The sequence below is a fragment of the Methylobacterium sp. 22177 genome (genome assembly GCF_052045615.1).
Classification (GTDB): Bacteria; Pseudomonadota; Alphaproteobacteria; order Rhizobiales; family Beijerinckiaceae; genus Methylobacterium; species Methylobacterium radiotolerans.
Window position 1 is genome coordinate 11,783 of sequence record NZ_JBQEPK010000025.1, and the last position, 20,802, is coordinate 32,584.

At 72.0% G+C, this 20,802-nt stretch carries 16 protein-coding genes; 9 read left to right on the top strand and 7 right to left on the bottom strand.

Going from position 1 to position 20,802, the window contains the following annotated elements:
- Positions 1-55: 55 nt before the first annotated feature.
- The 4 genes from ACTJK8_RS20840 to ACTJK8_RS20855 form a co-directional block, all read right to left on the bottom strand.
- A complete protein-coding gene (locus ACTJK8_RS20840; RefSeq protein ID WP_012321527.1) occupies positions 56-883 on the bottom strand; it encodes a response regulator transcription factor in 828 nt (275 codons plus the stop codon).
- 682 nt (positions 884-1,565) lie between these two features.
- A complete protein-coding gene (locus ACTJK8_RS20845; RefSeq protein WP_012321528.1) occupies positions 1,566-2,798 on the bottom strand; it encodes a glycosyltransferase in 1,233 nt (410 codons plus the stop codon).
- Positions 2,795-5,152, bottom strand: a complete 2,358-nt coding sequence (locus ACTJK8_RS20850; protein WP_024828700.1) for a GumC family protein — start codon at positions 5,150-5,152, stop codon at positions 2,795-2,797. Before ACTJK8_RS20850 ends, ACTJK8_RS20845 begins: the two co-directional genes overlap by 4 nt.
- Before the next feature lie 96 nt (positions 5,153-5,248).
- Positions 5,249-6,538 carry a polysaccharide biosynthesis/export family protein gene (locus ACTJK8_RS20855; RefSeq protein WP_012321530.1) on the bottom strand — a complete coding sequence of 430 codons (1,290 nt, stop codon included), beginning with the start codon at positions 6,536-6,538 and terminating at the stop codon, positions 5,249-5,251.
- Between the two features lie 347 nt (positions 6,539-6,885).
- On the opposite strand from ACTJK8_RS20855, the gene ACTJK8_RS20860 reads away from it, so the two are divergent.
- The 7 genes from ACTJK8_RS20860 to ACTJK8_RS20890 are packed head-to-tail and all read left to right on the top strand — an operon-like array spanning position 6,886 to position 13,498.
- The gene (locus ACTJK8_RS20860) at positions 6,886-7,434 is read left to right on the top strand and encodes an acyltransferase (protein WP_012321531.1); all 549 of its coding nucleotides are present in this window, start codon (positions 6,886-6,888) and stop codon (positions 7,432-7,434) included.
- 13 nt (positions 7,435-7,447) lie between these two features.
- On the top strand, positions 7,448-8,476 hold the full coding sequence (locus ACTJK8_RS20865) for a Gfo/Idh/MocA family protein (protein WP_012321532.1): 1,029 nt from the start codon (positions 7,448-7,450) through the stop codon (positions 8,474-8,476).
- A complete protein-coding gene (locus tag ACTJK8_RS20870) occupies positions 8,473-9,588 on the top strand; it encodes a DegT/DnrJ/EryC1/StrS family aminotransferase (RefSeq protein WP_076729980.1) in 1,116 nt (371 codons plus the stop codon). The genes ACTJK8_RS20865 and ACTJK8_RS20870 overlap by 4 nt, the downstream gene beginning before the upstream one ends.
- Positions 9,572-10,603: an NAD-dependent epimerase/dehydratase family protein gene (locus ACTJK8_RS20875; protein WP_440762450.1), complete on the top strand. Its 1,032-nt coding sequence runs from the start codon at positions 9,572-9,574 to the stop codon at positions 10,601-10,603. The genes ACTJK8_RS20870 and ACTJK8_RS20875 overlap by 17 nt, the downstream gene beginning before the upstream one ends.
- Positions 10,600-11,736 (top strand): DegT/DnrJ/EryC1/StrS family aminotransferase, encoded by a 1,137-nt coding sequence (locus tag ACTJK8_RS20880; RefSeq protein ID WP_012321535.1) that lies wholly within the window; start codon positions 10,600-10,602, stop codon positions 11,734-11,736. The genes ACTJK8_RS20875 and ACTJK8_RS20880 overlap by 4 nt, the downstream gene beginning before the upstream one ends.
- Entirely contained in the window at positions 11,733-12,533 is an 801-nt protein-coding gene (locus ACTJK8_RS20885; protein WP_012321536.1) for a polysaccharide deacetylase family protein, read from the top strand. The genes ACTJK8_RS20880 and ACTJK8_RS20885 overlap by 4 nt, the downstream gene beginning before the upstream one ends.
- Positions 12,530-13,498, top strand: coding sequence for a glycosyltransferase family 2 protein (locus ACTJK8_RS20890; protein WP_440762451.1), 969 nt, complete (start codon positions 12,530-12,532; stop codon positions 13,496-13,498). Before ACTJK8_RS20885 ends, ACTJK8_RS20890 begins: the two co-directional genes overlap by 4 nt.
- A 298-nt stretch (positions 13,499-13,796) precedes the next feature.
- Here the strand turns inward: ACTJK8_RS20890 and ACTJK8_RS20895 are convergent, their stop codons facing one another.
- The 3 genes from ACTJK8_RS20895 to ACTJK8_RS20905 are packed head-to-tail and all read right to left on the bottom strand — an operon-like array spanning position 13,797 to position 17,635.
- Positions 13,797-15,491: a glycosyltransferase gene (locus ACTJK8_RS20895; RefSeq protein ID WP_012321538.1), complete on the bottom strand. Its 1,695-nt coding sequence runs from the start codon at positions 15,489-15,491 to the stop codon at positions 13,797-13,799.
- 15 nt (positions 15,492-15,506) lie between these two features.
- Entirely contained in the window at positions 15,507-16,742 is a 1,236-nt protein-coding gene (locus ACTJK8_RS20900; protein ID WP_029361107.1) for an ABC transporter ATP-binding protein, read from the bottom strand.
- Complete coding sequence (locus ACTJK8_RS20905; protein WP_287080956.1) at positions 16,742-17,635, bottom strand: ABC transporter permease; 894 nt, start codon at positions 17,633-17,635, stop codon at positions 16,742-16,744. The genes ACTJK8_RS20900 and ACTJK8_RS20905 overlap by 1 nt, the downstream gene beginning before the upstream one ends.
- Before the next feature lie 305 nt (positions 17,636-17,940).
- On the opposite strand from ACTJK8_RS20905, the gene ACTJK8_RS20910 reads away from it, so the two are divergent.
- Together ACTJK8_RS20910 and gpmI are read left to right on the top strand one after the other, a co-directional pair.
- Positions 17,941-19,008: a glycosyltransferase family 2 protein gene (locus tag ACTJK8_RS20910; RefSeq protein WP_024828695.1), complete on the top strand. Its 1,068-nt coding sequence runs from the start codon at positions 17,941-17,943 to the stop codon at positions 19,006-19,008.
- Positions 19,009-19,252: 244 nt separating this feature from the next.
- Entirely contained in the window at positions 19,253-20,764 is a 1,512-nt protein-coding gene (gene gpmI, locus ACTJK8_RS20915) for a 2,3-bisphosphoglycerate-independent phosphoglycerate mutase (protein ID WP_440762472.1), read from the top strand.
- Positions 20,765-20,802 lie beyond the last annotated feature (38 nt).

The following is a 20,802-nucleotide window of genomic DNA, read 5'->3' on the forward strand; positions in this document are numbered from 1 at the left end:
CGGACCGGATCTCTGCCCGGGCGGCCCCGCCGCGGCGGGGCCAGCGCCGGAGCGGTCAGGCCGCCGGGGCCTTCACGCTCGCCAGGCTGGAATCTTCCCGGAGGAAGTACTTGTTGGTCAGGTAGGCGACCTCGGTCCGGTTCTTGGCCTTGAGCTTCTTCATGATGTTGCGGACGTGAACCTTCACGGTGCTCTCGCACATGTTGAGCTCGTACGCGATGATCTTGTTCGGCGTCCCCTTCCGGAGCGCCCGGGCCACGCAGAGCTGCCGCGGCGAGAAGATATCGTCGTCCCCGGCCTCGACCGGCTCGTCCACCTTGATGTTGGCCAGCAGGGGGAGGAGGCACTCGGCCGGGATGTAGACGCCGCCCGCCTGCACGAGCTGGAGGGCCTGCAGGGCGATGTCCACGGAGGTCGTCGTCGGGATGTAGCCTTTGACGCCGAGCTTGATGATCCGCACGATCTGGTCGAGGTTCTCGCCGTCCGAGATGACGGCCACCGGCGGAGCGCCGGCCTCACCCTGCAGGAACGCCAGTTCCCGCGTGATCTCGGTCCACTCGGTCTCGGTCAGGTTGCCGTCGGGCCGGCAGAGCACGACCACGCTCGCGGGGACGAACGGCTTCTGCCGCTTCCACGATTCGATGTCCGCGAAGACCTCGAACGAGGTCTGCCGGTCGGCCTCGCTGAGAGAGGCGGCGAGGCATCGGCCGACGAGCTGCCGTCGATCGATGATGACGATGCGGCTGGAGCGGCCCCGGGACTGGTCCCGTTGCTCGACGACGACCGGGCTGTCACCGGCATGTGCACCCGAAAAGCCGCCGCGGCTTTCGGCCGTGTCCCGCTCAACGAGGGTGAGCGCGTCTCGAGTACCAAGACTGGCCATAGAGAATTACCTCCTTTCGAAGGAAGCCGAATGTCAGCGATGACGGGATACCCAATGCGCTCGCCGACGGCGTGACACTGAGATACGCGGTGGCGCCGGTCGCCTTGGGCGATTGCCGATGACCACGGAAACAATGCTAGCTTTCGTAAAATCGTCTGTAAATACCCTATCTGAATCTAAACGCTTAAATTGCGGGGCTAAATACAATCATCGGGCACTACGTACGTACACGGTGATTTGTTTGGGTGCGGGGGGCGGCGCTGATGGAGAGATGCATTCGCAAGGTCATCCGCCAGCGGTCGGTGACCCGACGCAAGATCTTTCCGAATCTAGGCGCGCGAATGCCAGATTTAGAAATATGGAAATGTTGCCTCCTGTATCTCTGCTTATTGCGAGTGCGTCTTGGCAAGGCTTCAATCGCAATTCAGTGATCTGGGTTCGATGTCCCTATTCGGGGCGATAGTATTCGGTCGGTTTAGGCTCGCTTTACCTGGCTGAGGCTAAAAGGCAACATGCGTACACGGTTGTTTACCATGTTGGGGTCCGAGTACTGATTTCGTTGGTACGGCGCTGTACCGAACGGCACGCGCCGCGGGCGGGACAGCCGCCCCGTGCGCTGTCCGGCGCGGCGGGCGAATCACCGGCGAGTCCCGGCCGGGCTCGGAGCCGCCGCGGCGGCGACCTAGTCGAGCCGGACCAGGAGGTCGCGCATGCCGCCGACATCGACGAACGCGGCGAGGTCGCGGGCGAGCAGGTCGGCATGTCGCTCCGCGTAGGCGGCCGGCGTCAGCGTCCGCAGGAACGAAGTCACCGAGTCCGCGAGCGGCTCGGGAAACGCCCAGCCCAGGCGTTCCGCCACCGCGTAGCGGCCGCTGGCCGTCGCGGCGCGCGCCAGAGTCAGGGCGCCGCACAGGCCGCCCTCGTAGAGCCGGTTCGGCAGGAGCCAGTCCGAATTCAGTCCGTCATCGAGGTAATCGACGGCCCAACTGAAGTGAATCCCACTGTAAATCTCCGGAAGATCGCGGGGATTGGCGTAGGGACCACGGAACGACATGTTCGGCCGGCCGTCCAGCGTGTCCGCCAGGGCGCGCGGGGCGATGTCCTCCTCGGAGAGGCGCCCGGCCAGGACGATCCGCACCGAGTCGCCGAGGGCGTCCGCGATGGCGGCGAGGATCGTCAGGCTCCGGCGGCAGCGCAGCGTCCCGAACCAGCCGATCACCCAGGGCGGCTCCGCCGTCCGGGTGCGGTCCAGGCGGGTCGACACCTCGCCGAGGCGGTGGCCCATGACCTTGTTCTCGAGGAGGTGCCACGCGCCGGCGAAGCCCTGGACGGGCCGGAAATACCGGTCGATGAAATCCGGGGCGCTGACGACGAGGAGGTCGCTTTGGCCGAGGAGCCAGCGCTCGACCGCGCGGGCGATCCGCCCCGGGGCGTCCCGCCGGACCATCAGCCGCTGGATGTCGAGCACCTCGTAGACGAGGCGCGCGCGGCTCCCGGCGAGGCGCGCCGCGGCCCAGGCCACGAGGGCCATGTCGAGGTTGCGCACGTAGATCACGTCCGCCGCGCGCAGGTCGCGCCGGCGGCGCAGCGCCCGGGCGATGCCGACGGCGAGGCGGGGCAGGCGGCGGGCGTAGTTCCGGTCGACGGTCAGGCCGAGGGGGACGACGTCGTCCGCCACCGGGGCCTCGGCCACCACCCCGCCGGGGCGGTCCCGCTCGAAGGCGTACACGGTGACCGACCACCCGGCGTCCCGGATGGCGTCGACCCGCTTCCGGACCGTGGGCTCGGCCCTGTCGTGTCCGAAGAAGGCGACGCGGCGGCCGCGCGCGGTCGCGGGGGCGGTCGCGAGCGCGGCGACCGGGGCCGGCGCGTAGGCCGCCACGGGGTCGAGGCCTTCGGCGCGCGGGCCGGTCACGAGGCCGCCTGGGTCGCGCCGCGGGCGTTGCGCCGGGCCGCGGCCCAGCGGGTCAGCGCGCCGCGCAGGCCGCCGCGCCGGACCGTCGGGCCGTCGTTGGTCTTGTTGAGCACGATGCCCAGAACGGTGCTGCCGCCCGACTCGAGGTCGTGCACGGCGGCGGCGACGTCGTCGATGCTGGTCCGGCCCGCCTCCACCACGATGATCAGGCCGTCGAGTCCGTCGAGCAGCGGCCGGAGGGTGGGGAGCTCGTCCACCGGCGGCAGGTCGACGACGACGCGGTCGAGGGCGGGGCGTCCGTCACCGACCACGGCGGCGACGCCCTCCGGCGTCATCAGGTCGCTGAAATGGGGATCGTTCGGGTGGCGGTTGCCGCAGGCGAGCAGGCGGACCTCGCCGGGCTGGGGCCGGACCGCCTCGGTGGCGCAGCAGCGGCCGGCGAGCACGTCGAGGAGGCCGCGCTGCTCGGTGGCCTGGCTGAGCCGCGAGAGCGTGGCCTGCCGCACGTCGGCGTCGATCATCAGCACCCGCCCGGAACTCGAGCGGGCGCGGGCGAGGAGCTGGCCGAAATTGCTCGCGAACAGGGTCTTGCCCGCGCCGGCCCCCACCGAGGTGACGCCGATCGCGAAGACCGGGCCGCGGCGGTCGCTGCCGAGGACGTGGGCCTTGAGGCTGTGCAGGCGCTCGACGAACACCGATTGCGGCATGAACCGCACGGCGCTCGCCCGGAACGCCTCGACGCTGGCCGGGCGCTGCGCCTCGTTGGCGTGGGCCTGCGCCAGCGCCAGGGCCGCCCGGAAGCCGGGCTCGCGCCGCAGCTCGGGGAGGGCGGCGAGGCAGGTCAGGCCGTGCCCGGTCAGCTGCCGGGGCGTGCGGATCGTCCGGTCGAACCAGTGCCGCGCGAAGGCGCCGCTGACGCCGAACCCGGTCCCGACCAGCAGACCGAGCAGCATGATCAGGCTGCCGCGGGGCGCGCTCGGGGATTCCGGCACGGTCGCGGGCGTGATCACGTGGGCGGAGGGCTGCGGGTAGGATTGCTGGTTGACGGCGTCGATGTAGCGCTGGAGCAGGTTCGTGTAGATCTGGTCGTAGGTCTCGGCGGTGCGGTCGAGTTCCTTCGCCTTGACCCGGGCGTTGCTCATGATCAGCGTCTTCGAGATCAGGGCGTCGAAGGCCGCCGTCATGCTGTCCTCGCGCGCCTTGGCGACCTCGTAATCGTGGTCGAGGGACACGGCGAGGCGCTCGAGCTCGGTGCGCAGCGACTGCTTGGCCGCCTGGATGTCCCGCTGGATCGCCTGGACCGCCTCGTGGTCGGGGCCGAGGCGGCGCTTCAGGTCGTCGGCGCGCTGCACGAGGTCGACGTACTGCCGGCGCAGCTGGATGATCACGCTGTCCTTGAAGGCCTCGGTGATCCCCGGATCGGCGATGTCGGAATCGAGGAGCCCGCGGATCTGGTCGCGCACCGCGCGGGCGTCGACGGTCTTGGACCGGGCGGCGGCCACGGCGGTGTTGAGCTCCTCGACCTGCTGCTCGCCCACGAGGCCGCGCTTGCCGAGGTCGATGATGGTGTGCTCGGCCTTGTAGGTCTGGGCCTCGCGCGAGGCCTGGCTGGCGCGCTGCTGGAGTTCCTTCAGGCGCGGCAGCATCCACTCGCCGGCGACCTTCCAGACCTGGGCCCGGTTCTCCAGCTCGGTGCTGACATAGGCCTCGGCCACCGCGTTCGCGACGGCCGCCGCCGTGGCGGGATTGTCGGCGCTGTAGCCGACCTCGATGACGTAGGCGGCGCCGATGCGGCTGGCCTCCACGTTCTCGCGCAGCGTCCGCGCCTGGCGCAGGTCCGGGCTCACGGGAGCGGGCTCGCGGACCGGCCGCTCGGCGCCGATCAGCCGGAGGGCCTGCGCCTTGGCGGCCTTCACGAACTCCCGGACCTTCGCGACGAGCGGGTGCGTCGGCGTCGCCAGATCCCGCAGGGCCGACCCGTCGAGCCTGTGCACGGCGGCGAGGGCGATCTTCTCCGAGCGGATGTACTCGACCTGGCTCTCGACCTCGGCGATCTCGAGCGGGGTCCCGGCGTTGGGCGTGTCGCGGGCCGTGACCGGGCTGGAGCGGCTCTCGATGTAGACGCGGGCCCGGGCCGTGAAGATGGCCGGCGCGGTCGCGACGTAGATCCCGGCGCAGACCAGCCCGACGGCGGCGAAGGCCAGTATCGACCGCCAGTTCTGCCGCGCGATGGTCAGGATCGAGACCTGGGACTCCGTCTCGGGCGAGAAGGGCTGGCCGCGCCAGGCTCCGGTCCCGCCGGGGCGGGTCGCACCGATCGGCAGGAAGGACGCGCTGGTCGAGTGTCGGTTCATGGATCTCTCCTCGCCGCGGCGGTCACCGCCCCGGAGCGCTCTCCGTCAAGGGGACGCCGGCTCGGCCCGATGGGCGCGTCGAGCCGGGGTGGTGGGTCAGTTCTGGCCGGCCCCGTCGCCGACGCCCCGCATGGCGGGATCCGGCTTGAGCGCGATCTCCACGACGTCGCCCGGCAGGAGCGCCGTGTCCTCGGCGGCGTCGATCTGCGTCTTGGACGGGCCGCTCTGCCGGTAGACGGCGATTGCCGCCTGCGCCCGGCTTCCGGACAGGAGCTGCGCCCGGAGGGCGCCGGTGTAGACCAGCTTGTCGTTGATGCTGTTCAGGCGCGACCGGTACGTCGCGAGGTTGTTCTCCGCGACCTGGAGCTTCTCCAGGGCGTCCATGGCCTGCACGTCGTCGACCCGCTCGAGCTTGCGGCCGACCTCGCTCTTGTCGCGCTCGAGCTGGGTGAGCTGGACCGTCGTCTGCAGGGCGCGGGTCGAGGAGAGCAGGACGGCGCGCCGCGCGTCGGTCAGGCGCGTCGTGACGACCGCGCCGCGCTGGAACAGCGCCCGCACCGTGTCGTAATCCTCGGCGTCGGCGGTGACGCCCTCCTTCTCCTTGGCCTGCTGCTCGCTGAGGCTGGCGAACTGCGTCTGCGTCCGGTTGAGGGACCGCTGCAGGTGGTCCTTCTCCTTGGCGATGTCGGTCATCTGCACCCGGAGCTGCTGCTCGGCGAGCTTCTGCGCGGGGGTCGCGCGGCTGCCCGGGGCGACGTCCGCCGGCGGCGGGGACTTGTCGCCCCGCGACGCGGCGACGATCGCCTTCAGGCGCCAGATCGTGGCGGATTCCCGCTGGATGCTCGCCCAGGTGCTGTCGTACTCGGCGCGCAGGTTCGCCGTCTCGACGACGGGGTTCTCCATCCTGAACCGCAGGAGGTTGTAGCCGCCCGCCAGGGCGATGGCCTGCCGCACGGTCATGCCCGGGTGGAACGGGTGCTCGCCCTGCTTGGTCACGTCGCCGCTCAGGTAGACCGGCTGGTACTTCGAGATCCGCACCCCGATCTCGTCGGGCTCGAGCACGGCGATCGATTCCTTGCCCTCGGAGTTGCGCTGCCGCACCGCCTTGGCGGGCAGAGCCTTCTGCAGGCTCTGGCGCAGCTCCGCGACGGTGAGCCCGGCGGCCGGCACGTCCCCGAGCAGCGGGACCATGACGGTGCCGTCCGTGGAGACCGTCGCCTCCTGCTTGAAGGTCGGGATGCTGAGGGCCGTGACCTCGATCGTGTCGCCGGGACCGATGCGGTACTCCGCGGCCGCCGGCAGCGCCGACAGGGCGAGCAGGCACGCCGCGAGACCGGTGCGGGTGGTGGCGCGGGTGGCCGCGGTCTTCGTCGACGTCTTCGACACGCATCGTCCCCTTGAGGCTCGCCCTCGGAGCCCGGGCGCGGCGGTCGAGCGGCGGGACCGCGCGCCGGCCTCACGGGCTCCTGAGGGCTGAGACGGCATGATGCGTAACGGCCGAGCCGGCCGGGACCCCTCCAAAAGGCGGGCGCGCGCATCCATGCCGGGGCGGGGGCTTCGCCTTTCGGCGTAGCCCCCCTGTCCGGAACGGCGCGCCGGAGCCGGGAGGGGCCGCCCCGGATGGGCGCCGTTCGCCTTTCGACGGACGAACCGCATCGAAAGCCTGGGTTCCCGGCCGTCCGCAGCTCTGTGCAGTTTTGACGCACAGAAGTTGTGCGGAAGGAGCGGCGGTTATGCCGATTACCGATGCGGATATTGGGTCAGATGTGGGTATCTTCTACCCGGATCTAGTCAATATTTATGGATGTCGAATCGAAAGCGGTTCGCGCATCGGCCCCTTCGTCGAGATCCAGCGCGGCAGCCGGATCGGCCCGCGCTGCAAGATCTCCTCGCACAGCTTCATCTGCGCGGGCGTCTCGATCGGGGCCGAGGTGTTCGTCGGCCACGGCGTGGTCTTCACCAACGAGCTGTATCCGGAAGCCACCAACGCGGACGGCAGCCTGAAGCGGGACGGCGAGTGGGAGCTCGTCGAGACCGTGGTCGAGGCCCGCGCCTCCATCGGCTCCAACGCCACCATCGTGGCGGGGATCACCATCGGCGAGGGCGCCCTGGTCGGCGCCGGTGCCGTCGTCACCCGGGACGTCCCGGCCTTCGCCATCGTCGCCGGATGCCCCGCGCGGGTCGTCGGCGACACGCGCACCAAGCGCGCCGAGAGCGCCGCGCGCGCCCGTTCCGTCCAGTCGCCGCGGCCCGAGCCGGCCGAGCCTCTGCAGGTTGCTTGAGGGGAATGCAGTCATGATCTCGATCGGTATCGTCGGCTACGGCTACTGGGGGCCGAACCTCGCCCGGTGCACCTCGGAGAGCGAGCGCTGCCAGCTGGTGGCCATCGCCGACCAGTCGCCCGCCGCACTCGCCCGGGCCGGCAAGCGCTACCCCGCCGTCCAGCTCCATCAGGACTGGCGCGACCTCGTGGCCGATCCCGCGATCGACGCCGTCATGGTGGCGACGCCCGTGAGCTCGCACTTCGAGATCGCCATCAACGCGCTCCGGGCCGGCAAGCACGTCTTCATCGAGAAGCCGATCACGCCCTCGGCCTTCGAGGCCCGGCTGCTGATCGAGGAGGCGGCCAAGCGCAACCTGACCCTGATGGTCGACCACACCTTCGTCTACACGGGCGCGGTCGAGAAGATCCACGAGCTCGTCACGACCGGCGCCATCGGCGACGTGTTCTACTACGACTCGACCCGTGTGAATCTCGGCCTGTTCCAGCGCGACGTGAACGTGATCTGGGACCTGGCGGTCCACGACCTCGCCATCCTCGACCACATCCTGGACCTCGCCCCGGTGGCGATCTCGGCGAGCGGCACCGGCCATTTCAGCGGTCGCCCCGAGAACATGGCCCACCTGACCGTCTTCTACCCGCGCGGCGTCGTCGCGCAGATCAACGTCAACTGGCTCGCGCCCGTGAAGGTGCGGCAGACGCTGATCGGCGGCAGCAAGAAGATGATCGTCTACAACGACCTCGACCCGATCGAGAAGGTCAAGGTCTACGACCGCGGCGTCACCGTCGGCGGCGGCTCGGACGACATCACCGAGCTGATGGTCTCCTACCGGACCGGCGACATGTGGTCGCCGCACCTGTCCTTCCGCGAGGCGCTGATCGTCGAGATCGAGCACTTCGCCGACTCCATCGAGAACGGCACCGCGCCCATGACCGACGGCCACAGCGGCCTGCGCGTCGTCGAGATGCTCGAGGCCGCCATGCGCTCCCTGCGCCAGAACGGCCACCCCATCGACCTCATGCCACTTGCGAGGGCCTCGTGATCCCCTTCCTCGACCTCAAGGCGCAGTACGCGGCGATCGGCGGCGACGTCGAGACCGCGGTTCTCAACGTCCTGCGCAGCGGCGACTTCGTCCTCGGCCCGGCGGTCAGCGCCTTCGAGGCGGCCTTCGCCGAGGCCTGCGGCGCCCGCCACGCGGTCGCCGTCAGCAGCGGCACCGCGGCCCTGCACCTCGCCCTCCTCGCCCTCGACATCGGTCCGGGCGACGAGGTGATCACGGTCTCGTCGACCTTCGTGGCGACGGTGGCGGCGGTGCTGTACGCCGGCGCCACCCCGGTCCTCGTCGACATCGACCCGGTCAACTGGACCATGGACCCTGCCCTGGTCGAGGCGGCGATCACGCCCCGCACCAGGGCGATCCTGCCGGTGCACCTCCACGGCCGGATGGCCGACCTCGACGCCCTGGGCGCCATCGCCCGGCGCCACGGGGTCGCCCTCGTCGAGGACGCCGCCCAGGCGCACCTCGCCGAGCGCGCCGGCCGCAAGGCCGGCACGATCGGGGATATCGGCTGCTTCAGCTTCTATCCCGGCAAGAATCTCGGGGCCTACGGCGAGGGCGGCGCCATCGTCACGGACCGGGACGACCTCGCCGCGGCGGCCCGCTGCCTGCGCGACTGGGGTCAGCAGGGCAAGTACAACCACGTCCGCCACGGCTTCAACCTGCGCATGGACGGCGTCCAGGGCGCGGTGCTGGGGGTCAAGCTCCCGCACCTGGAGGCCTGGACCCGCGCCCGCCAGGCGGTGGCGGCGGAGTACGGCGCCCGTCTCGCGGGCCTCGGACTGGAGCTGCCGGCCCCCGCCGGGCTCGACCACGTGTTCCACGTCTACGCCGTGTCGACGGCGGACCGCGAGGGGCTGCGCCAGTACCTCAACGCGGCCGGCATCGCCACCGGCATCCACTACCCCGTCCCGGTCCACCGGCAGCCCGCCTACAGCCACCTCGACGACGGCGCCGGCCGGCTGCCGGTCACCGAGCGGCTGGCCGCCCGGACCCTGTCCCTCCCGATGTTCCCCGAGATGACGTCCGCGCAGATCGACACCGTCTGCCGGGCCGTCACCAGCTACTGCGAGGTCGCCGATGCCCAAGCTGCGTGAGGTCACCAAGGGAAGCCGGTTCAGCGGCGACCTGCGCGGGACCCGGATCCTGGTCACCGGCGGATCGGGCTTCATCGGCTCCCACATCATCGACCTGCTGGTCGAGGCCGGCTGCGACGAGATCGTGGCCATCGACAACATGATCCGCGGCCGCCCCGAGAATCTCGGGGACGCCCTCGGCTCCGGCCGCGTCCGCCTCGTCCAGGGCGACATCCGCGACCGCGCCCTGATGGACACGCTGATCAAGGGCACCGACGTGGTGTTCCACCAGGCGGCCCTGCGGATCACGCAGTGCGCCGCGGAGCCGCGCCACGCCTTCGAGGTGATGGCCGCCGCGACCTTCAACCTGCTGGAGAGCTGCGTCGAGGCCGGCGTCGCCAAGGTGGTGATGGCCTCCTCGGCCTCGGTCTACGGGATGGCGGAGGTCTTCCCGACGACCGAGAAGCACCACCCCTACGACAACCGGACCCTGTACGGCGCCGCCAAGTCCTTCGGCGAAGGTCTGCTGCGCTCGTTCAACGACATGCACGGGCTCGACTACGTCGCGCTCCGGTACTTCAACGCCTACGGCCCGCGGATGGACCTGACCGGCCGCTACACCGAGGTCATGGTCCGCTGGATGCAGCGCCTGGCCGAGGGCCAGTCGCCGATCGTCTTCGGCGACGGCCTGCAGACCATGGACCTCGTCCATGTCCGCGACATCGCCCGGGCCAACATCCTGTCGGCGATCTCGCCGGCCACCGACATGGTGCTCAACGTCGGCACCGGCGTCGAGACCTCGCTGGTCGACCTCGCCGGCCACCTCACCCGGATCATGGGCCGGGACGGCACGCCGCTGATCCACGAGGCCGAGCGGGCCGTGAACCCGGTGCCCCGGCGTCTCTGCGACACGAGCCTCGCCAAGGAGCTGATCGGCTTCGAGGCGAAGATCGGGGCCGCCGAGGGCCTCGCCGACCTCGTCGCCTGGTGGCAGGACGAGTCCCGCTCCGAGCATCTGCGGCGGGCGATGGCATGATCCCGATCGCCAAGCCCGAAGTCGGCGACCCCGAGGCCGAGGCCGCCGCCGCCGTCGTCCGCTCCGGATGGCTGACCCAGGGGCCGCAGGTCGCGGCCTTCGAGACGGAGTTCGCCGCGACCGTCGGCGCGCCCCACGCCTGCGCGGTCTCGAACTGCACGACCGCGCTGCATCTCGCGCTCCTCGCCGTCGGGGTCGGCCCCGGCGACGAGGTGGTGACGGTGAGCCACAGCTTCATCGCCACCGCCAACGCCATCGCCCAGTGCGGGGCGACGCCGATCTTCGTCGACATCGACCCGGCCACCTTCAACATGGCTCCGGACGCCGCCGCGGCGGCGATCACCGCTAAGACGAAGGCGATCGTCTGCGTCCACCAGATGGGCATGCCCTGCGACCTGGAGGCGATCGCCGCGATCGGGCGCCGGTCCGGCATCCCGGTGATCGAGGACGCGGCCTGCGCCATCGGCTCCGAGCGGCTCCAGGGCGACGTCTGGCGGCCGATCGGCAGCCCGGCGGGCGACATCGCCTGCTTCTCGTTCCACCCGCGCAAGGTGCTGACCACCGGCGACGGCGGCATGATCACCACCGCCAGCGCCGCGTGGGACCGGACCTTCCGGCTGCTGCGCCAGCACGGGATGAGCGTCTCCGACATCGCCCGCCACGGCAGCGCCCGGGTGGTGGTCGAGGAGTACGCCATCGCGGGCTTCAACTACCGGATGACGGACGTGCAGGCGGCCATCGGCCGGGAGCAGCTGAAGCGGCTGCCCGACCTGATCGCCCGGCGCCGCGCCCTCGCCGACGGCTACCGCGCGCGGCTGGCCGACCTTCCCGGGGTGACGCCGCCGCCCGAGCCGATGGGGCTGCGCAGCAACTGGCAGAGCTACTGCGTCCGCCTCCCGGACGACGCGGACCAGCAGGCGGTCATGCAGGCGATGCTCGACCGGGGCATCGCCACCCGCCGGGGCATCATGTGCGCGCATCTGGAGCCGCCCTACGCGGAGGCGCCGCGGCGGTTCGCGCTGCCCGAATCCGAGCGGGCGCGCGACCACGCGATCCTGCTGCCGCTCTACGCGGCGATGACGGAGGCGGAGCAGGATCAGGTCGTCGACGCCCTGCGCGACGCCCTGCGATGATCCCCGCACCGGTCAAGAGCCTCGCCCGGACGGTCGGCCTGACGCGCCCGCGCGTCGCCGCCGCCCGGATGGCCTGCGAGCGCACGACGCTCGCCCTCGCCCGGATCCGGCGGCCGGCGCCGGGCGGCCGCATCCTCTGCTACCACTCGGTGGGCCAGTCGGAATGCGGCGTCAACGACGTCTCTCCCGCGCGCTTCCGCCACCAGCTCGAGCGCGCGCTCGGGCTCGGCTACCGCTTCGTGCCGGCGGCCACGATCGCCGACGGGCGCGGCGGCGCGCGGGACCTCGCCATCACCTTCGACGACGGCTGGCGCAGCGTCCTCAGCGGGGCGGCGCCGGTCCTCAGCGATCTCGGGATCCCCTGGACCCTGTTCGTCGTGTCGGGCTGGCTCGACCGGCCCGAGAGCGCGCCGCCCGGAATCCTGGGCTGGCGCGCCATCGAGGCGCTCGCGGCGAACGGGGTCGAGATCGGCAGCCATTCCGTGACCCACCCGGATTTCGGGCGCCTCAGCGCGGAAGAGGCGGCCGAGGAGCTGGAGGAATCCCGGCGCGCCATCGGGGCCCGCCTTGGCGTCCTGCCCGACTCCTTCGCGATCCCCCTGGGGCAGTCGGCGAACTGGACGCGGGCGGCCGCCCACGCGGCCCGGGAGGCGGGCTACCGGATCGTCTACGCGCAGGCGGTGGAGACCCGTCCCGCCGGAACCGTGGCGCGCAGCTTCGTCACGCAGTTCGACAACGATCTCGTCTTCGGTGCCCTGCTCCGGGGCGCCTACGACGCCTGGGAGGAGTGGGTATGAACCGACTCGCGCAGCGCCGCGTCTCCGTCGTGGTGCCCACCTGCAACCGGCCCGCCTTCCTGCGCGAGGCCCTGGCGAGCATCCGCGCCCTGGAAGGCCCCGACCTCGCCTTCGAGATCATCGTCGGCGACAACGGCGAGCCGGGGCCGGCCGCCGAGGTCGCCGCCGCGTTCGGCGCGATCCACGTCCCGGTCGACCGGCCCGGCGCCGGCGCGGCCCGCAACGCCGGCCTGACCCGGGCGAGCGCGCCCTACGTGGCGTTCCTCGACGACGACGACGTCTGGCAGCCGGCGCATATCCGGGAGCATCTGCGCCTGTTCGAGGCCGATCCGGAGCTCGGGGTCGTGTTCGGGCAGATCGTCACCGCCGACCACGACCTCGTGCCGACCTACGGCCCCTGGCCGCCGGAACTTCCGTCCGACAAGGGCGCGCTGCTGCGCCGCATGCTGAGCGGCTACTTCCCGCAGATCGGGGCGACCGTGGTGCGCCGGACCGTCGTGGACGCGATCGGCCTGTTCGACGAGGCCCTGCTCGGCGATCAGGACTGGGACTGGCAGCTGCGCGCGGTCCGCGGCCACGGGGTGGGCTTCGTCGCGGCGCCCTGCGTCCATTTCCGGCAGCGGCCGGCGGGGACCTTCGACCGCCTGATCGCACGCCGGATCCACTTCACCCGCGTGGTCTTCCGACGCCACGCGCCGGCGCTCGGCGTCTCGCGGATCGCGGCCCTGCGGCTCTATTTCGGGACCGTGCAGGGTTACTACGACGCCCTGCTGGACGCCACCGAGGCCCACATGGCCCGCGGCGACCGCCGCGCGGCCGCGGGGGCCTTCCTCACGGCTTTCCGCCTGATGCCGCACCGGGCGATCCGGCAGGCCTTCCGGCCGACGCGCGTGCGCGCGGCCCTGCTGGCGCTGGCCGCCGGGCCGGCAGCCCGGCCGCTGACCGCCGACCCGAAGACGCGCTGAGCCGGACGGGACTGTCGCTCCGCGGCGCGGGCCTCCCCGGGGCCCGGCCGCCGGAGCGCGCTCGCTGTGTCCCTGTCGTACCCGGCGCGCGCCGCCGCCCGGGAGGCCGCGCCGTCCTGCGAGGCTCGACCGCCGCTCCCGGCGAAGCGCGGGCCGTCGCGGCGGACGCCCGTGAGGGCCCGGAGACGACCGCTCCGGCCTCCGGCGCCGCGCGAGGCCGAGGGGACCGCGTCGCCGGTCGCGACGCGCCCCGTCCCCGCATGACCGACTTGCGGCCGCCCGGGCCCCGGTGGCGGCCTCAGGTGCTGGGGACCTGCGCCCGGACCCGCATCGGGCCGAACCGGTCCTTCACGTTGCGGACCAGCCATTCCGGGAGGAGCAGCCGCACCGGTTCCCAGAGGCCGGAGAAGTCGCCCGCGCGGCGCAGGACGAGCCAGGAGGCGACGCGCTGGCGCAGCGGCAGCATGCCGATGTAGTTCTTGGTCATCTCCGACACGGGGAAGTCCGAGCCGAACATGTCCTGGTGGCGCAGGTCCGGCTCGCCGAGATGGGGCGTCTCGGCCGGGCCGGCCGCGTCGGTCTCCGGGGGCAGCCGGGGCAGGGCCCGCGCCTGCGCGTAGATCGCGTCGAGTCCCGCCAGCCAGGCGGCCGGCGCGTAGAGGCCGGCGACCGCGGCGGCGCTCTCGGCGCCCGCGGCGTCCCGCGCGGCGGCGTCGGTGATCAGCGCCGTGAGGTGGGCCTCGTAGGCGGCCTGGTCGTGGGCGACCCGGGCCGTGACGTCGAGCCCCGGATGGTTGATCGCCACGATCTCCGCCGCCGCGGGGGCCTCGAAGCGCGTGACCAGCGGCAGCCCGTAGGCGGCGGCCTCCAGCATCGAGGTCGACGACACGAACGGGTAGGAATCGACGTAGATGTCGGCCGCCTCGAAGAAGACCCGCGGGTCCGGCAGCTCGGCATGGGCCGTGATGCGCCCGCCGGTGGCGGCCCGGGCCCGTTCCCAGTCGGCCCGCTCGCCGGGGCCGACCACGATGAGCCGGGCCTGCGGATGCGCCGCGAGGAGGTCGACGTGGCGGTCCGCGTAGGTGACCGCCCCGACGTTGCGGTACTTCGCCCCCCGGGCCACCGAGACCAGGAGGACGCTGTCCTCCGGGACACCGAGGGCCCGCTTGGCCGCGCTGCGGGTGCGCTGGCGCTCGGGCAGGGTGATCAGGGTCGGCAGCAGGAGGCTGCGGGCCGGATCGACGCCGCGCCGCGTGACGGCCAGCCGGCGCGCGGCCTCGCGCAGGTTGATCACCGCGTGGCTGATCCGCGTCCCGATCCAGAACAGGTGGTCGGCGTGGTTGAGGAGCAGGACCGGCGGGCTCTTCGCCGGATCCGCGAAGGCGATCAGCGGGACCACGTCCTCGCAGTGGATGTGCAGGACGACGACGTCGTAGCCGCGCGCGATCTGGCGCAGCTCCCGCGCCCAGGCGAGCTTGTCGCCCTTGTGGTGGTTCAGGTGGTGGATCCCGCCGCCGCTCTCGCGCACCGCGGCGGTGATCCGCGCGTCGACCGGGCCGCGGTGCTGGGTCAGGGCGACGCCGTTGACCCGGTCGCGGTCGGCGCCGATCCAGAGCGCGAGCATCTTGGTGAGGCCGCCCACCGGGGCGAGCTGCGTGCAGACGTGGAGGACGCGCCGGTACGGGGCCCCGTCGGCGCCCGCGCCGTGCCGGGCGTCGCCGCCGCCGTCGAGGGTTCGGCCGATCCCGGTCATCAACCGTTCGAGGCGCGGGCTCGCGAACACGCCGCAGTGCCGGTGCGCCGCCAGGGTCGCCGCGATGGCGGTCTCGACGGCCGCGCCGGCCCGGTCGCCGGCTGCCGCGAGGCGCTCCGCGTGCCGCACCCGGGCATCGAAGGCGGCGAAGTTCGACCGGATCCGCCCGGCGCGGGACGCCGTCCCGCCCGCGGTTCCCCCATCGCCGTCACGGCAGAGTTCCGACGCGCCTTTGACCATCACGCCCTCCGGGCCTCAGCGCTGCGACGCGGCGCCGTACGTTGTCCAGGTCCCCGCCTCGTGGAACACGCCGAAGACGTCCGGCGCGAAGACGGGGTGCTCGATGTGGAAGCGGCCGCCGATCTTGGCCGCGAGGAGCCGCTCGAAGCCGCGCTGCCGGACCACCACCGAGACCGTGTAGGTGTCGGCGGTCAGGGTCAGCGGCGGCGTCAGCAGCTCCACCTCGCCCTCGCCCGAGAGGGCGGTCAGGCCGGCGCCGTCCGCCTGCGTGCTGAAATTGCAGCAGAGCAGCTCGTCCGACCGGGTGATCGAGAACAGGACGTGCGGGTCGGCGACCGGCTCCGCGGCGCTGTAGCGGGCCCGGATCCGCATCCGCTCGCCGTGGCGGAACAGCGTCCGCGGCGCGCCGGATTCGTCGGCGATCGTCACGTCGCTGATCCGGACCGGCAGGTCGCCGGCGTCGGGGCGGAACCACGCGGTGTCGGCGAGGTAGCTGTCCCGCTCGTAGTGGGTCAGGCCCTCGTCGGTGGGGCCGTCATAGGCGACGCGGCCGCCCTTGATGTAGATCACCCGCTCGCACATGGTCTTGATGCTGAACATGTTGTGCGAGACCAGCAGGATCGTCGAACCCTTGCCCTGGAGCCGTCGGGCGAAGTCCATGCACTTGCGCTGGAAGGTGTAGTCGCCCACCGCCAGCACCTCGTCGAGGAGCAGGATGTCGGGCTCGAGATGCGCGGCGACCGAGAAGGCCAGCCGGACATACATGCCGCTGGAGTAGCGCTTCACCGGCATGTCGATGAAGTCGCCGATCTCCGAGAACGCGACGATCGCGTCGAACTTCGCGGCGATCTCCCGGCGGTCCATCCCGAGGATCGAGCCGTAGAGGAAGATGTTCTCGCGGCCGGTCAGCTCCCGGTGGAAGCCGGTGCCGACCTCGAGCAGGGCCCCGACCCGGCCCTCGAGGCGGATCCGGCCGGTGGTCGGCGCGGCGATCCGCGACAGGAGCTTGAGGAGCGTGCTCTTGCCGGCGCCGTTGAGGCCGATGATGCCGACATTCTCGCCGTGCCGGATGCCGAAGCTGACGTCCTTCAGCGCCCAGAAGCTCTCCTGCGATGGGCGGGCGGCGGAGCGGCGGGTCACCAGGCCGCGGACGCCCTCGCTCAGCGCGTCGCGCAGCGAGTTCTGGTGCGCGGCGCGCGGGGCGCGCCAGTACTGCTTGCCGATATCCTGTACGCTGATTGCCATCGACATCAGATTACATCCGCGAAGGAGCGCTCCATGCGCTGGAAGAAGATCAGTCCGCTGACGAGCAGGGCGAGCGCGGCCGTGACCGAGACGGCGACCGCGAAAACGTCGGGCGGCGTGCCGCCCAGGATGGCGAAGCGGAACGCCTCGATCAGGCCGACCATCGGGTTGAGCGCGTAGATCCAGCGCACCGAGGCGGGCACGATGCTCGACGCGTAGACGATCGGCGAGGCGTACATCCAGATCTGGATCAGGAACGGCAGCGTGTGCTTGATGTCCCGGAAGCGGACGTTGACGGGCCCGAGCCAGAGGCTCACCCCGAGGGCGAGCATCGCCGTGACGATCAGGGTCGGGACGGCCAGGAGGAGGTGCCAGTCCGGCACCGCCCCGTACCAGGCCATCAGGGCCAGCAGCACGCCGAGGGCGATGGCGAAGTCGACCATCGGCGACACCACCGTCGCCAGCGGGATGACCAGCCGCGGGAAGTAGATCTTGCGGATGAGCTCGGCCTCCGCCACGAGGCCGTTGGCGCTGCGCCGCACCGCCTCGGAGAAGTACGTCCACAGGACGACCGCGCTGCCGGCGAAGAGTGCGTAGGGGGCGCCGTCGGTGGGGATCTTGGCGAAGTGCCCGAAGATCACCGTGAAGATCAGCACGGTGAAGAGCGGCTGCGCAATCGCCCAGGAGGCGCCCATGGCGGTCTGCCGGTAGAGCACCTTCAGGTCCCGCAGGATCAGGACGCGCAGCAGGTCGCGATACTGCCAGAGGCCGACCGCGTCGAAGGCGACGATCCGGTCGTCGGGCGCGATCTCGGTCACCCGCAGCGTCGACGGGTCGGTCCGCTGTTCGGCCGGCCCGCGCTCCGACGTGCCGAGGGCAAGCGCATCCAGAGATTTCATCATTCGAGGCGGTCCCGCATGACGCTCTGAGCCCGTGGTCGAGCTCGGGGGACTCGGTGCGAATCGGAAGTTGTGCCGCCCGGTCGTCCCGCCGGAACGGGCTATCATCGCGGTGCAGCGGTCCGAATTACACCTTTCGTCGTATCGGTCCGGCCGACTGAAGTGGTGGTTGTGATCAACGACCGTAATCGTAGCCAATCACGTCAAATGAGACCTCGGGGGGCGCCGCGCGCGGCGCCGGTCCCCGTCCGGGACGACCGGCTCTGATCGGCCGGCGACCGGGGCCAGGTTTCGGGAGAACCGCCATGCAGGACCCCGTGAGCGCCGCCGGCGCTCCGCTCGTGACGATCGCCATGCCGGCCCTGAACGAGGCCGCGCACATCGCCGACGCCATCGCGTCGGTGCTGCCCGACCGGGACGCGATCGCCTGCGAGCTGCTGGTGCTGGACGGCGGCAGTCGCGACGACACCTGCGCGATCGTCGCCGCCCTGAGCGTCCGGGACCCGCGCATCCGGCTCGTCCACAACGAGCGCCGCATCCAGGCGGCGGCGATCAATCTCGCCGCGCGGCTGGCGCATCCCGCCTCCACCTACCTCGTCCGCGCCGATTGCCACGCCGTCTATCCGGAGGGGTTCGTGCAGAATCTCGTCGGCACGATACGCCTGCGCGAGGCCGTCTCGGTGGTCGTGCCGCTCCGGACCGTCGGGGTCACACCGCTGCAGCGGGCGATCGCGGCCGCGCAGAACAGCCGCCTCGGCAACGGCGGCTCGGCCCACCGGCAGGGTGGGATCTCGGGCTACGTCGCCCACGGCCATCACGCGGTCTTCGACCGGCGCGAGTTCCTGCGGGTGGGCGGCTACGACGAGACCTTCACCCACAACGAGGATGCCGAACTCGACCGGCGGCTCTGCGCCGCGGGCGGGCGGATCTACCTCGCCGCCGAACTCGCCATCACGTACTTCCCGCGCGCCTGCCTGGGCAGCCTCGCCCGGCAGTACCTCCACTACGGGCGCGGCTGCGCGCGGACCCTCGAGAAGCACGCCAGCCTGCCGCGCCCGCGCCAGATCCTGCCGGCCCTGGTCCTGCTCTACGCCGTCGCGGCCCTGCCGCTGGCGGCCCTGATGCCCGCCCTGCTGCTTCCCCTGCTGCTCTATGCCGGAGGCTGCGCCCTGAGCGGCCTCGCCCTGGCGCTGAAGGCGCGGGAGCCCGTCCTGGTGATGAGCGGCCCGGCGGCCGTGACCATGCACCTGTCCTGGGCGGCGGGGTTCCTGTCCTACCCGGGCTACCGGCGGACGCTGTTCCGGGCCGCCCTGCGCCGGAAGCGCCGCCTGCTCGGCCTGCCGCCGGGATCCGACGCGGCGCGCGTCAATTGACCGGCTGAGGCCCCGTCGTCCGCGCGCCCGGCCTGTTCGGGGCGCGGACGAGGCGTGTCAGAAGCCCGACGCTCTCACGCATCCGTCGCCCGTTGGCCCTTCGGGGCGGTGGTCTCGCGCGGCCAAGGCGATTATCGACACGCGCAACGATCCGGCCGCGCAGAGGGCCCGGAGACCGGCCGCGCGCCGCGCGCGGCAGCCCAGGAGAGTTGTGACCGTGCCCGACAGTACCCCGCGTCCCGTGATGCTCGTGATCCTCGACGGCTGGGGTCTGCGGGACGCCGTGGCCGACAACGCCGTCCACCAGGCCAGGACCCCGGTCTTCGACGCGCTGATGCGGGAGCGTCCCCGGGCGCGGCTGAAGACCTTCGGCGCCGATGTCGGCCTGCCCGAGGGTCAGATGGGCAATTCCGAGGTCGGCCACCTCAATATCGGGGCGGGCCGGGTGGTCCTGCAGGACCTGCCGCGGATCGACGCGGCGGTCGCCGACGGCTCCCTCGCCCGGAACCCGGCCCTGATCCGGTTCATCGAGGCGCTGCGCGCGTCGGGGGGAACCTGCCACCTCGTCGGCCTGCTGTCGCCCGGCGGCGTCCACGCGCACCAGGACCACGCCGTGGCGCTGGCGCGCGCGCTGACGACGGCTGGCATCCCGGTCCGGCTCCACGGCTTCACCGACGGGCGCGACATGCCGCCCCGCTCCGCCGCCGCCTGCATCGCCGACGTCGAGGCGGCCCTCCCGAAGGGCGCCCGCATCGCCACCCTGTGCGGCCGCTATTTCGGGATGGACCGCGACCGGCGCTGGGAGCGGGTCCAGAGAGCCTACGACGCCCTCACGGAGGCGCGGGGAACCCGGTTCGAGCGGGCCGGGCAGGCCGTCGCCGCGTCCTACGCGCAGGACGTGTCCGACGAGTTCATGCCGCCCGCGATCATCGGCGACTATGCCGGCATGCGGGACGGCGACGGCATCCTGAGCTTCAACTTCCGCGCCGACCGGACCCGGCAGATCCTGGAGGCGCTCCTCGACCCGGCCTTCGCGGGCTTCGAGCGCGCGCGCGCGGTCCGGTTCGCCGCCGCCCTGGGGATCGTCCAGTACAGCGTCGAGATCGACGCCTTCGCCGAGACCCTGTTCGGGGCCCTCGACCTGCCCAACGGCCTCGGCGAGACCGTGGCCCGGGCCGGGCGCGCGCAGCTGCGCATGGCCGAGACCGAGAAGTACCCGCACGTCACCTACTTCATGAACGGCGGCCGCGAGGAGCCCTTCGCGGGGCAGGACGCGGTCCTCGTGCCCTCGCCGAAGGTCGCGACCTACGACCTGCAGCCGGAGATGTCGGCGCCGGAGCTCACCGACCGCGCCGTGGAGGCGATCGGCTCCGGGCGCTACGACCTCATCATCCTGAACTTCGCCAACCCCGACATGGTCGGCCATACCGGCAGCCTCGCGGCGGCCGTGAAGGCGGTGGAGACCGTCGACACCTGCCTCGGCCGCGTCGTCAAGGCGGTGACGGCCCAGGGCGGGGCGCTGCTGGTGACCGCCGATCACGGCAATTGCGAGATGATGCGCGATCCCGAGACCGGCGAGCCCCACACCGCCCACACCCTCAACCCGGTGCCCGCCGCGCTCGTCGGCGTCGACGGCGTGACCCTGGCCGACGGACGGCTCGCCGACGTGGCGCCGACGCTCCTCGACCTGATGGGACTGGACCAGCCGGCCGAGATGACCGGCACGTCGCTGATCCGCCCGCGGGGCCAGGGCTGAGGGCCGGCGGCACGCCGCCTGCAACGGCCGGGCTGTCA